At 58.7% G+C, this 12,885-nt stretch carries 9 protein-coding genes; 7 read left to right on the top strand and 2 right to left on the bottom strand.

The features are described 5' to 3' along the window. Positions 1 to 118: 118 nt before the first annotated feature. Positions 119 to 2,875, bottom strand: coding sequence for a DNA gyrase subunit A (gyrA, locus tag D4A39_RS00835; RefSeq protein WP_022986137.1), 2,757 nt, complete (start codon positions 2,873 to 2,875; stop codon positions 119 to 121). Between the two features lie 482 nt (positions 2,876 to 3,357). Here gyrA and D4A39_RS00830 point away from each other — a divergent pair, with 482 nt between their 5' ends. The 7 genes from D4A39_RS00830 to D4A39_RS00800 all read left to right on the top strand — a co-directional run bounded on the left by D4A39_RS00830 (position 3,358) and on the right by D4A39_RS00800 (position 11,157). Continuing rightward, the gene (locus D4A39_RS00830) at positions 3,358 to 4,686 is read left to right on the top strand and encodes a TRZ/ATZ family hydrolase (protein ID WP_022986527.1); all 1,329 of its coding nucleotides are present in this window, start codon (positions 3,358 to 3,360) and stop codon (positions 4,684 to 4,686) included. Further along, a complete protein-coding gene (gene ubiG / locus D4A39_RS00825) occupies positions 4,683 to 5,402 on the top strand; it encodes a bifunctional 2-polyprenyl-6-hydroxyphenol methylase/3-demethylubiquinol 3-O-methyltransferase UbiG (protein ID WP_022986526.1) in 720 nt (239 codons plus the stop codon). Before D4A39_RS00830 ends, ubiG begins: the two co-directional genes overlap by 4 nt. Positions 5,403 to 5,665: 263 nt before the next feature. Further along, complete coding sequence (locus tag D4A39_RS00820) at positions 5,666 to 6,334, top strand: HAD-IA family hydrolase (RefSeq protein ID WP_022986773.1); 669 nt, start codon at positions 5,666 to 5,668, stop codon at positions 6,332 to 6,334. A gap of 125 nt (positions 6,335 to 6,459) precedes the next feature. Further along, positions 6,460 to 7,227, top strand: coding sequence for a YciK family oxidoreductase (locus D4A39_RS00815; protein ID WP_022986520.1), 768 nt, complete (start codon positions 6,460 to 6,462; stop codon positions 7,225 to 7,227). A gap of 272 nt (positions 7,228 to 7,499) precedes the next feature. Further along, a complete protein-coding gene (locus tag D4A39_RS00810) occupies positions 7,500 to 8,663 on the top strand; it encodes a putative solute-binding protein (protein ID WP_022986519.1) in 1,164 nt (387 codons plus the stop codon). A gap of 129 nt (positions 8,664 to 8,792) precedes the next feature. Continuing rightward, positions 8,793 to 9,863, top strand: a complete 1,071-nt coding sequence (locus tag D4A39_RS00805) for a putative solute-binding protein (RefSeq protein ID WP_022986518.1) — start codon at positions 8,793 to 8,795, stop codon at positions 9,861 to 9,863. A 118-nt stretch (positions 9,864 to 9,981) separates the two neighbouring features. Next, a complete protein-coding gene (locus D4A39_RS00800) occupies positions 9,982 to 11,157 on the top strand; it encodes a putative solute-binding protein (RefSeq protein WP_022986517.1) in 1,176 nt (391 codons plus the stop codon). A 337-nt stretch (positions 11,158 to 11,494) separates the two neighbouring features. Here D4A39_RS00800 and D4A39_RS00795 read toward each other — a convergent pair whose 3' ends face one another. After that, positions 11,495 to 12,856, bottom strand: a complete 1,362-nt coding sequence (locus D4A39_RS00795) for an ABC1 kinase family protein (protein ID WP_022985089.1) — start codon at positions 12,854 to 12,856, stop codon at positions 11,495 to 11,497. Positions 12,857 to 12,885: the final 29 nt, after the last annotated feature.

Below are 12,885 nucleotides of genomic sequence, written 5' to 3'. Positions count from 1 at the left end.
ATCGAAGGCTTTGTCACCACAGAGGCACAGAGAAAAGCGTGTGTTTTCCTCTGTGTACTCTGTGACAAATCCGCTTTTACGGTTTAGCGGATCGCGCCGCGAGCGACGCTCCTGCGGTTCAGCCTTCTGCGTCGTCGCTGGCGTCAGACTCTGGTGCTTCCGGGGTCGCTTCCCCTTCAATCACCTCACCCTCTTCACCGTCCAGCTCCTCGTCTTCCTCCGCCCCTTCCAGTTCCGGAATGGTGGCCAGGCCGCAGAGTTTTTCTTCCTCGCCAAGGCGAATCAGGCGAACGCCCTGGGTGTTACGGCCGGAGGTGCTGATCTGGTCCACACCGGTACGCACCAGGGTGCCCTGGTTGGAGATCAGCATGATGTCTTCGCCGCCAAACACCTGGGTGGCGCCGACCAGCTCACCGTTACGCTCGTTGACCACCATGGCGATGACGCCCTGACCACCACGGCCTTTGGTGGGGTACTCGGTGAGCGGGGTGCGCTTGCCGTAGCCGTTCTCGGAGGCGGTGAGGATCTGGCCGTCTTCTTCCGGCACGATCAGGGAAATCACGTCGACGCCGTCCGCCAGCTTGATCCCCCGCACACCACGGGCCAGACGGCTCATAACGCGGACCTTGGACTGATGGAAACGTACTGCCTTGCCGTTGCGCGCCACCAGCATCACGTCTTCGTGGCCCTGGGTAATGGCCACGTTCACCAGGTGCTCACCTTCCTGCAGTTTCACGGCGATCAGGCCGGAGCTGCGCGGACGGGCAAAGTTGGCCAGCTGGGTACGCTTGACCACACCGCTGGAGGTGGCCATGAAGATGAACGGACCGGGCACGGTATCGGCCACGATGGCGTCGTCATCACCCTCTGCGGCATCATCAACCACATCTTCCGCGTCAATGGTGGTGTCTTCGTCTTCTTCGCTGTCGGCTTTCTGCTGACGCACCATGTCGGCATCCAGACGCAGAATGGCGGTAATTTTTTCTTCTGCACCCAGCGCCGGCAGCAGGTTCACAATTGGCTTGCCGCGGGAGGCCCGGCCACCTTGCGGCAGCTCGAAGGTGCGTAACCAGAACACCTTGCCGGCATCCGTGAACAGCAACAGGGTATCGTGGGTGCCTGCCACCAGCAGGTGCTCCACGTAATCTTCGTCTTTCAGCTGCCCGGCAGACTTGCCGCGCCCACCCCGCTTCTGGGCACGGTAGGTATCGATGGGCTGCATTTTGGCGTAACCGCCGTTGGACAGGGTCACCACCACGGTTTCTTCGGCGATCAGGTCTTCCATGCTGAGATCCAGGCGAGAGGCCACAATCTCGGAACGACGCTCATCGGCGTACTCCTCACGGATCGCGGTCAGCTCATCGCGGATCACCTGCATCAGGCGCTCCGGATTGGCCAGAATCAGCATCAGCTCGGCAATGATTTCCAGCAGCTCCTGGTAATCATTGATCAGCTTCTCGCGCTCCAGACCGGTCAGCTTCTGCAGACGCAGGTCCAGAATGGCCTGGGCCTGTTCCGGGCTCAGGTAATAGAGGTCATCACGCAGGCCGTACTGCTCGTCCAGACCATCTGGACGGGCCGCGTTTTCGCCACCGGCGCGCTCCAGCATCTGCAGCACATCACCCGGCGCCCAGCCTTTGGCCAACAGCTTTTCTTTCGCTTCGGCACCGCTCGGCGAGCTCTTGATCAGTTCGATCACCGGATCGATGTTGCTCAACGCCACCGCCAGACCTTCCAGCAGGTGCGCCTTTTCGCGAGCCTTGCGCAGTTCGAACACGGTACGGCGAGTCACCACTTCACGACGGTGACGGATAAAGGCATCCAGCAGCTCACGCAGGTTCAGGGTCTTGGGCTGGCCATCGACCAGGGCCACGGTGTTGATACCAAACACCGACTCCATCTGGGTCTGCTGGTACAGGTTGTTCAGCACCACTTCCGCGTTCTCGCCCTTGCGCAGCTCGATCACGATCCGCATGCCTTCCTTGTCGGATTCGTCGCGCAGTTCGGTGATGCCTTCAATTTTCTTGTCTTTCACCAGCTCGGCGATCTTTTCGATCAACCGTGCCTTGTTCACCTGATAGGGAATTTCGGTGACGATGATGGCTTCTTTGCCGCTCTTGTCGGTGGCCTCGATTTCGGCACGGGCGCGCATGTACACGCGCCCACGGCCGGTACGGTAGGCCTGCACGATGCCGGCGCGGCCATTGATGATGCCCGCAGTGGGGAAATCCGGGCCCTTGATGTACTCCATCAGGTCGTCCGGGGTCAGACTGTCATCGTCGATCAGCGCCAGACAGCCATCCACCACTTCGCCCAGGTTGTGGGGCGGAATGTTGGTCGCCATACCCACAGCAATACCGGAGGAACCGTTCACCAGCAGGTTGGGCACCCGGGTGGGCATCACATCAGGAATCTTTTCCGTGCCGTCGTAGTTGTCGACGAAATCCACGGTTTCCTTGTCCAGATCCGCCAGCAGCTCGTGGGCGATCTTGGACATGCGCACTTCGGTGTAACGCATGGCCGCGGCGGAGTCGCCGTCGATGGAACCGAAGTTCCCCTGGCCATCCACCAGCATGTAGCGCAGGGAGAAAGGCTGCGCCATCCGTACGATGGTGTCGTACACGGCGGAGTCACCGTGGGGGTGATATTTACCAATCACGTCACCGACCACACGGGCAGATTTTTTATAGGGCTTGTTCCAGTCGTTGTTCAGCTCATGCATGGCGAACAACACGCGGCGGTGTACCGGCTTCAGGCCGTCGCGCACGTCAGGCAGGGCCCGCCCCACGATCACGCTCATGGCGTAATCCAGGTACGACTGCTTGAGTTCGTCTTCGATGTTGACCGGGGTAACTTCTCTGGCGAGATCCGACATAGTGATCCTTATTATCCCCAACAGCCCCGCAGGCGGGACTCAGGCTGACTCCGTGGTTCCGGGGGCCAACACTTTCCTGCCCCGGAAAAGCACCGGATGATAGCACAGCTGCGGAGACACTGAATAACTCCTTGCGTACTCAGCGTGACCTGAAGCGTGCAGCTGTTGTGTCTTGTCTCGACGGACAGGGTGGCTCTCCTTTCCTAGAGGCAAGACGCAGCAGATGGGCGCTTCAGGTCGCGCCCTCCGGGGCTTCCAGGCTGGCCCACACTCGTTGTTGCGCTTTTTCGACAGGCAACCAGCATGCCTTCAAAAGCGCGCCTAGATTGTGAACCAGCCTGAAAGCCTGAGCATGCAAGGAGTTACTCAGTGTCTCCGGGGTGCGCGAACACTGGAGATGAGACCATTGCAGATGAGCAAGACGGCGCTCAAACCGCTATACTGCGCCCCACTGTTCGCCCTGCCCGATCAAGGAGTTATGCATGAGCGACCATCAGGCCGACCTGATTGTCCACGCCCGCTGGATTGCCACCGTGTCTGCAGACAACACCGTGCTGGAAAACCACGCCCTGGTGGTACGCGACGGCCGCATCGCCGACCTGCTGCCCAGCGCCCTGGCAGACGAGAAATGGCACAGCGATGAGATCGTCCGCCTGGACGACCACCTGCTGACCCCGGGACTGGTTAACGCCCATACCCATGCCGCCATGAACCTGCTGCGCGGTATTGCCGATGACCTGCCCCTGATGACCTGGCTGGAAAAACACATCTGGCCCGCAGAGGGGCAGTTTGTCAGCGAGCAGTTCGTATACGACGGCACCAAGCTGGCAGCAGCCGAAATGATCCGCTCAGGCACCACCACCTTTGCCGACATGTACTTCTTCCCGGCCAGCGCGGCCAAAGCCACCGTGGAAGCGGGGCTGCGTGCCAGCCTGTTCTGTCCGCTGCTGGACTTCCCCACCCCCATGGGGGCCGGCCCCGAGGACTACCTGCGCCTCGCGACGGACGCCATGGACGAGTGGCGCCATGACCCGCGTATCCAGATCGGTTTTGGCCCGCATGCGCCGTACACCGTGTCCGACGCCCCCCTGCAGAAAGTGCTGACCCTGGCGGAAGAACTGGACGTGCCGGTGATGATGCATGTGCACGAGACCGCCGGTGAAATCCAGATGGCAGTGGGGAACACCGGCGAGCGCCCGCTGACCCGCCTGCAGGGGCTTGGCTTGCTCTCGCCACGCCTGCTGGCCGTGCACATGACCCAGCTCACCGACGAGGAAATCACCCTGGTGGCCGAAACCGGCACCCACGTGGTGCACTGCCCGGAATCCAATCTGAAACTGGCCAGCGGTTTCGCCCCGGTGGAAAAACTGCGCCAGGCAGGCATCAATGTGGCGCTGGGCACCGACGGGGCCGCCAGCAACAATGACCTAGACATGATCGGTGAAGCGCGCACGGCCGCCTTTCTGGCCAAGGGCGTGAGTCTGGAAGCGGACGCCCTGCCCGCCGCCGATGTGCTGAAGATGGCCACCCTGAACGGGGCAAAGGCCCTGGGCCGGGACGAGGACATAGGTTCACTGGAAATTGGCAAGCAAGCCGATATGGTGGCCATAGACCTGAACCGGCTGGAGACCCAACCGGTCTATGATCCTGTGGCACAGCTGGTCTATGCCGCGACCCGGGACCAGGTCACCCATAGCTGGGTGGGCGGACGCTGCCTGATGAACCATCGCCAGCTCACCACCCTGAACGAGGCGCTGATCCTCAAGAATGCCCAGCAGTGGCAACAAACGATTGCCGGAGCCGAGAAGTGACAGACAACCAGAATGCCGTACCCAATGTGGATGCCGGGGAAATTGCCAAATTCAATGCCCTTGCCGAGCAATGGTGGGACCCCAATTCGCAGTTTCGCCCCCTGCACGATATCAACCCGCTGCGCCTGAACTACATTGACGAACGTGTCAGCCTGCCGGGCAAGAAAGTCATCGATATCGGCTGCGGTGGCGGCCTGCTGTCAGAAGGCATGGCCCGTCGCGGGGCTGAGGTCACCGGCATCGACATGGGAGAAGCGCCCCTGGCGGTAGCCCGCATCCATGCCGAACAGGCCGGGGTTGCAGTGGAATATTTGCAAACACCGGCGGAAAAGATTGCCGAAGAACGGGCCGGCCAGTACGACGTGGTCACCTGCCTGGAAATGCTTGAGCATGTGCCGGATCCGTCCTCCGTGATCCGCGCCTGCGCCACCCTGGTGAAACCGGGCGGCTATGTCTTTTTCAGCACCATCAACCGCAACCCGAAAGCCTTCATGTTTGCCATTGTCGGCGCGGAATACATCCTGCGCCTGCTCCCCCGTGGCACCCATGAGTATGCCAAGCTGATCAAACCTTCAGAGCTGGCCGGCTGGGCCCGGGACGCCGCACTGGATGTGCAGGACACTACAGGCATGGTCTATAACCCGCTGACCCAGGTGTACAAGTTGAACCGGGATGTGTCGGTCAATTACCTGATGTACGCCCGCAAGGGAGACTAGCCGCTCTGTGGGAGCTTGCCTGCAAGCGAAAAGAGAGTTGAACGTTCAAAGTTTAAAGTTGAAAAGCGCGATCACCATCATCGGTTTTCACAGGCCGTGCCAGCGCCCAGAGCAGGAGCGCAGAACCGGGATGTTTCAGGTGGTACACCCTGGGCCACGTGTTTGAACTTTAAACTTTCAATTCCGCTTCTGCCGCAGCGGAGACCGAATCATTTGGCACGGCATCATCTGCGTTGAAACTTGCACCCCAAACAGGATTTTTCATGGAAAAGCTGGAAGCCGTTTATTTCGACCTCGACGGCACCCTGATCGATACCGCACCGGACTTTTATACGGTGCTCAATACCCTGCTGAAAAAACACGGCCGCCCGGAAGTGACTTATTCGGCGGTGCGCGCCAACGTATCGAACGGTGCCCGCGCCCTCACCGAACTGGGTTTTGGCACCGGGCCGGACGATCTCACCTTCCCGGCCTTTCTGGAAGAACTGCTGGACGCCTATGAACAGCACCTGGCGGTGGATACGGTGCTGTTCCCGGGGATGGCCGAGGCGCTGGACTGGATGGATGCCAACGAGATTCCCTGGGGCATCGTCACCAACAAACCCGCCCGCTTCACCGGCAAAGTGCTGGAAGGCCTGGGCCTGCATGAACGGGTGGGCCCTGTGCTCTGTCCGGATGACGTGAAGCAGCGCAAACCGGACCCGGAGGGGCTGCTGATCGCGGCCAGCGCGGACAAGGTAACGCCCGCCAACTGTCTGTATGTGGGCGACCATTTGCGCGATATTCAGGCAGGACAGAATGCAGGCATGGCCACCGCCGTGGCCGCTTTTGGCTATATTGATGCCGATGATGACCCACACGGCTGGCAGGCCAATTATTATCTGGACGAAGGCACTGATTTACTGCCGCTGCTGAAAACGCTGCGCGGCTAAAACACAGGCCGGAAATGGGCGAATGCCCATCTCCGCCATCCCCCCGCCGCAACGGCGGAGATCGGCTCACGCCGATTTCCGCCCTACCAATCCGGTGGGACGACAGAGTGATAGCAGGATTCACCATGACCGATTTTCAACATGACGCGCTCAACTACCAATGCCCCGAAGACGCCTTCAAGGATCGCATCATCCTGGTCACCGGGGCTGGCGCAGGCATCGGCCGTACCGCCGCCCTAACACTGGCAAAACATGGCGCCACCGTCATTCTGCTGGGCCGCACCCCGGAGAAACTGGAAAAGGTCTACGACGAGATCAAGGCCAATGGAGGACCAGAGCCTGCCATGGCACCGGTGAATCTGGCCGTGGCCCGTCCGGAGGACTATCTGGAACTGGCCGGCCTGTTCGACAAGGAATTCGGCCGCCTGGACGGCATTCTGCATAACGCGTCCATTCTCGGCGACATCACCCCACTGGACCGTTACGGCACCGGCACCTGGGATTCCGTCATGCAGGTGAATGTGAACAGCGCTTTCTACCTGACCCAGGCCATGCTGCCCTTGCTGCGCGCCAGCGTAGATGCCCGGCTGCTGTTCACCTCGTCGAGCGTCGGACGCAAAGGCCGTGCCTTCTGGGGAGCCTATGCGGTATCCAAGGCGGCCACGGAAAATCTGGCCCAAGTGCTGGCGGAAGAGCTGGAAAACACCACCCCGATTCGCGTCAACACCCTGAATCCCGGCGGCACCCGCACCGATATGCGAGCCCTCGCCTACCCCGGCGAAGACCCGCAAACACTGAAAACCCCTGCTGACATCATGGCCCCTTACCTCTATCTGCTCGGCCCGGCCAGCAAGGACGTCAACGGGCAGTCCATCGACGCGCAGCCGAAGTGACACCACACACCAGCCCTGCATCCCCCGCAGGGCTGGTGACTCGGTTGAAGACGAGTTGAAAGTTCAACTGCTCCTCCCGCGTAGGGCGGAAATGCCTGCAAGGCATCGCCGCCTTATTTTCTGAATGCAGCCTCTGGCATTCCTTTCATATCCCCTGACATATTCTTGTCCTGGTTGCCCAAATGCCGTCACCCCCTGCGCTGGAGCCCTCCCCCGGCTTGGGCTAGCGTGCTACTTCTACTCCCACAAATAACAATACGCACGGAGGCCCCATGCCCAAGCGCCTGAGCCTTGCCCTGATGGCTGGCCTGTTCTGCTCCGCCGTCAGTGCCGCCACCCTGACCGATGCCCAGAAACAACAATTGCAGGAGCTCCTGCCGGGTACCACGCTATCGGATAGTACCCTCGACAAGATGGCCGAGGTGTTCTACACCCGGGAAATGCCCGTGCGCTCCCGATTGCAGGCCATCAGCAAACTGGTGGGCTTTGATCAGATGCCCAAGGGATCGAGCTTCAAGCGGGTCATCTGCATCTGGGACATTGCCGGCCGGAGTGGCCCGGTCTTCAATGCAGCCATGGAACAACGGGCACTGGCGGTGGAATACGGCATCAATCTGGAAATGGTGCCTTACACCAGCGAAACGGTCATGGTGGAAGAGTTCAAGGCCGGACGCTGCGATGCCGCTCTGATGAGTGGCCTGCGTGCGCGACAATTCAATCTGTACTCCGGCAGCGTTGATGCCATTGGTGCCGTGCCGGACAGCAAGCACATGCAGACGCTGCTACAGGTACTGGCTCACCCCAAACAGGCCGGCCATATGGTGCAGGGCGAATACGTGGTGATGGGCATCTACCCCGCCGGTGCCGCACACATCTTTGTGAATGACCGCACCATCAGCTCGCTGGCAAAGGCCGCCGGGCGCAAAGTCGCCGTACTGGACTACGACGAAACCCAGGCCGAAATGGTCGCTGCCATTGGCGCGACGCCGGTGTCTACCGATATCGTTTCCGCCCCCAACAAATTCAACAATGGCCAGATCGATATCCTGCCTGCCCCGCTGGTGGCCTACGAGGTGTTGGAGCTTTATAAAGGCATGTCACCCGATGGCGGCATTGTCGATTACCCCCTCACCCAGCTCACCATGCAACTGGTTGGCCGACTGGATAAATTCCCCAATGAAGTCGCCCAGCTGATTCGCGAAGCGTCTTTCGAGGCCTATCCCCAGGTCGTGGACCGTATCGCTCAGGAAACCCGGCGAGTCCCGGACAAATGGATGATCACCATTCCCGAGAAAGACAAACAGGAATATGAAGTGATGATGCAAGATGCCCGCGATGCGCTGCGCGAACGCAACTACTACAGCGCCGACATGCTGACACTGCAAAGCAAGATTCGCTGCAAGTTCAACCCCGCCCGGTCCGAGTGCAGCCGGTAATCGACCTTGCCAGAACGGGGGGCACAATTTCGCCCCCGTTGTTACACCGTACAATTGTCATACAAGCGGTAAAACACCTGCCAGGATGGCGGTGGTATAAGCACAACAAATCCATCAAAAGGAATTTTCATGCGCACCGTCAAAGCTCTGCTTTGCGCTCTTGTCCTGGCAGCCACTACAGCTAGCCATGCCCTGTCACTGACAGAGAAACAACAACAGCAACTCCAGCAGGTCCGCAAGGAGATGGGGCTGAAAGACGACCAGGTTCTCAAGCGGCATATTTGTTTGTGGGATCTGTCTGGTCGCTCAGGGCCGATTTACGCTGGCGCCACCAATCTTCGAGTCGACTTGCTGCGCTACAAGATCGATATCTCCCTGGAAGCCTTCACCAATGAAGGGGTGCTGGTAGCATCCCTGAAGAACGGTCATTGCGATGCGGCACTGATGAGCGGATTCCGCGCAAGACAGTTCAACCGGTTTACCGGAACCATCGATGCGCTGGGAGCCATTCCCGACCTGAACCACATGAACACCCTGTTGCGCACTATTGCCCACCCACAACTACAAGAACATATGGTCAGCAATAAATACCTGACCCTTGCGGTAACCCCGGCAGGAGCAGCCTACCTGTTCGTCAACGACCGTTCATTAAACTCGCTGGACAAAGCTGCCGGCAAAAAAGTCGCCGTGCTGGATTTTGATCCAGGCCAGTCACGTATGGTCACCTCCATCGGCGCAACCCCTGTGGCGACCACGTTGGCCACCGCCCCGAATCAGTTCAATAACGGCAGCGTCGACGTTCTTCCCGCGCCACTGATTGCCTATCAAGTACTGGAGCTATACAAAGGCATGGATCCGGATGGCGGCATCGTCGACTACCCGATTGTGCAGCTGACAGCACAGCTAATTGGCCACACCGACCGCTTCCCTCCAGGACTTGCCGCCATTGTTCGTGACGTCGCCGCCGACAGTTTCAGCTCCATACAGACCGCACTGGAACGCGAAGCAGGCCGTATTCCCGATCACTGGTGGGTTACCGTGTCCGATGACCAGCAATTACGCTACGACAGCATGATGCGTGATGCCCGAATCAAACTGCGGGAAAGCGGGTACTACGACGCCACCATGCTGTCTATCATGAAACGCATTCGCTGCTCACGGGATGCGCAACGGCCAGAGTGCAGCCAGGAAACCGAATAAATCCGAACAGCGGTTGACAACAACGCCCATCAGGCAGTCTTGCTGGCCATTCTGCCCCCACAACCGGCTGTCACAATGGTTGCCGTGCCTGATCGAATAATAATGAATGGAGTCTGTCGTGCGTTTAATTCCCCTGCTGTTTACCCTGCTGGGTTTCACGTTGTCCTTGCCCGCTCTTGCAGACAACACCCTCAATCTGACACCGGCACAACAGGCCGAGCTGGAACGCTTTGCCCCGGGCGTAGAACTGACCCCGGAACTGGCTGACAAGCTGCGAGCCATTGCGTTTGATCAAAGCCGCAGCCTGGATGACCGTATTACCGCCATGCAGAAAGTCGCGGGATTCAGTCAGGGTGAGCCGCTCAAGCGCCGCATCTGTATCTGGGATATTGCCGGCCGTGCGGGCCCAATCTTCAAGGCCGCCCAGGACCAGCGCGCCCGCCTGTTACGTTACGGCGTGGATCTGGATATTCAGCCCTACACCAGCGAAAGCGTTGTGGCGGAAGACCTGAAGGCCGGTATTTGTGATGCCGCCTTGATGACCGGTATGCGCGGGCGCCTGTTCAACAAGTACACCGGGACCATTGATTCTATCGGCGGCCTGCCCTCGGACGAGCACATGCGCATCCTGCTGCAAGTGCTGGCCAATCCGAAGTCGGCCGACAAGATGGTTCAGGGGGAATACGTCATTCTCGGTGTCGCACCCGGCGGGGCAGCCTATGTCTTTGTGAACGACAAGAGCATTAACACACTGGCCAACGCGGCCGGCAAACGGGTGGCCGTGCTCGACTACGACCCGACCCAGGCCGAAATGGTTGCCCAGGTAGGCGCCACCCCGGTGGCATCGGACATTGTTTCTGCCCCCAACAAATTCAACAACGGGGTTGTCGATGTGCTGGCCTGCCCTCTAGTGGCCTATGAAGTACTGGAACTGTACAAAGGCATGGAACCGGATGGCGGCATCATCAATTATCCACTGGCGCAGATCACCATGCAGTTAATTGGACGCAAGGACAAATTTCCCAACGAAGTTGCTCAACTGGTTCGCGAGGAGTTTTTCAACAGCTACCACCTGATCAAGGAACGGCTGGATCAGGAAGCAGAAAAGGTACCAGACCACTGGTGGATTGAGATCCCCGATAGTGATCAGCGCGAATACGAAATCATGATGCAGGAAGCGCGACTGCAACTACGTGAAAAAGGGTACTACCACCCGGATATGCTGACCCTTCAGCGCAAGATTCGTTGCAAGCTAAACCCGGCGCACAGCGAATGTTCGAATCCGGTGGAGTGATAGCCACCAGCTGTAGGCTCAAAAAAGGTTTCATCGCGGATTAACGGGAATCGCCTACGAAAAAACTCCTTTTTTTGTAGGCGCGTCGCTGGCGGCCCGAAGGGTGAGCGGAGCGCATAACCGACGCTCCTACCACTAGAGAGGGAACCAAATTGGATTTTTCCCGGAAACCCGCGATCAAGACAAAAAAACCGCACCCTGTCCGGGTGCGGTTTTTTTGTGTTTACAGACTGCTTCAGTGAATTTCGAAAACCCAAACACCGTGTAATCAGCCTGGTGTTTCTGCTTTTTTCACTTAATGCTCATAACTCAAAGCTGGCAGCTCATCGCTATAAAATTAGTGCAACATCCCGCCGTCGTTATCATCCAGCCCCGCAAAAATATCCACGCGATTGTCGCTGAACATATCCATCTCTGGAGCCAGCACCTGAACATAGCGATCAAAATACAGGAACTGTTTGAGCAACAAGGCGAACTCTCGAGGGAAACGAATCCCGTGTCCCTCACCAATCTTCACCAGATCCATCAACAATCGGTTCACTTCCTTGTCGTTGCGATCTGCCTGCACCAACGCCGACGGATCCACCTGGCCCAGCACGCCCTGCAGATTTTCAATGTCTCGGGTCAGGGCATCCACGTCGACTTCTTCACGGGTCATGCCGATTATCGCCATAGCCTCTGCCATCTGCCGCACATCGCCCCGGCCGATAGCATCGAAAAACTTCGCCATGCCATCCCACGCTTCACGGCGAATACGGCCGACAATACCGAAATCGATGAAACCGACCCGACCGTCTTCCAGCAACATCAAGTTGCCAGCATGCACATCGGCATGGAAGAAGTCACACAGCATCAGACTGGAGAACCAGGTGTTCAGTGCAGAAATCAGGGTTTCTGCCGGATCATCGGTGTACTTGCGCAACACCTCCATATCGGTGAGCGGCACACCAAAAAAGCGCTCCATGGTCAGCACCTTGCCGGTGGTATGACTCATCACCGGATCGGGCGCCACCGCCCGGGTGTTGCCGGTATCGCGCAAAAAGGCATTGAATGCCTTCAGGTTATTGGCTTCCTTGATGAAATCACACTCTTCCAGCATGCCTGCCTGAAGCTCTTCCACCACACCTGAAATCGCCGATCGTGACAGTCCCGGAGCCAACCGCTCAGTAATGCGGGCGGCAAAATAAAGAAAGTTGAAATCGGTCAGCAAGACGTTACGAACGCCGGGACGCTGGACCTTAACCACCACATCCTGACCGTTTTTCAATTTTGCGGCATGGACCTGCGCAATCGACGCACTGGCCAGGGGTTTCGGATCCACCGACAGGTACAGCGCTTCCAGGGGTTGCCCCAACTCGCGCTCAATGGTGTCCCGGATGTAATGAAAAGGTAGGGGGGGAGTCCGGTCCAGGCAACGCTGAAACTCTTCCACATACTCTTCAGGAAAAATGGAGGGCGAGCTGGCGATAAACTGACCCAGCTTGATGTACGTGGTGCCCAGAGATTCGAACGTGGTACGCAGCAAGGCCGGTACTGGCGGGCGATTACCCAGGGCCCAGCCCAGCCCCTGACGGCCGATCACGCCAAGCGTTTCGAGAATTCGCAGGCCACCGCGAGCGGTATTCAGCGCCAGAGACACGCCGCTGCGTTCACCTTCCAGCCAGGCTTTCATGTCCTTGATGTCAGAGTAATCACTCATAATAAAGTCGTATCATCCCTGTGGGTGAC

Source organism: Alcanivorax profundi (genome assembly GCF_003597125.1).
GTDB lineage: Bacteria > Pseudomonadota > Gammaproteobacteria > Pseudomonadales > Alcanivoracaceae > Alcanivorax > Alcanivorax profundi.
The sequence above is the reverse complement of the archived record's forward strand: the minus strand, read 5'-3'. Positions and strand labels throughout refer to the sequence as shown.

Coding starts and splice junctions, on each gene's coding strand:
- D4A39_RS00830 (WP_022986527.1), top strand. CDS start 3,358: ATGAGCGACCATCAGGCCGACCTGATTGTCCACGCCCGCTGGATTGCC.
- D4A39_RS00795 (WP_022985089.1), bottom strand. CDS start 12,856: ATGAGTGATTACTCTGACATCAAGGACATGAAAGCCTGGCTGGAAGGT.
- D4A39_RS00815 (WP_022986520.1), top strand. CDS start 6,460: ATGACCGATTTTCAACATGACGCGCTCAACTACCAATGCCCCGAAGAC.
- gyrA (WP_022986137.1), bottom strand. CDS start 2,875: ATGTCGGATCTCGCCAGAGAAGTTACCCCGGTCAACATCGAAGACGAA.
- D4A39_RS00810 (WP_022986519.1), top strand. CDS start 7,500: ATGCCCAAGCGCCTGAGCCTTGCCCTGATGGCTGGCCTGTTCTGCTCC.
- D4A39_RS00820 (WP_022986773.1), top strand. CDS start 5,666: ATGGAAAAGCTGGAAGCCGTTTATTTCGACCTCGACGGCACCCTGATC.
- D4A39_RS00805 (WP_022986518.1), top strand. CDS start 8,793: ATGCGCACCGTCAAAGCTCTGCTTTGCGCTCTTGTCCTGGCAGCCACT.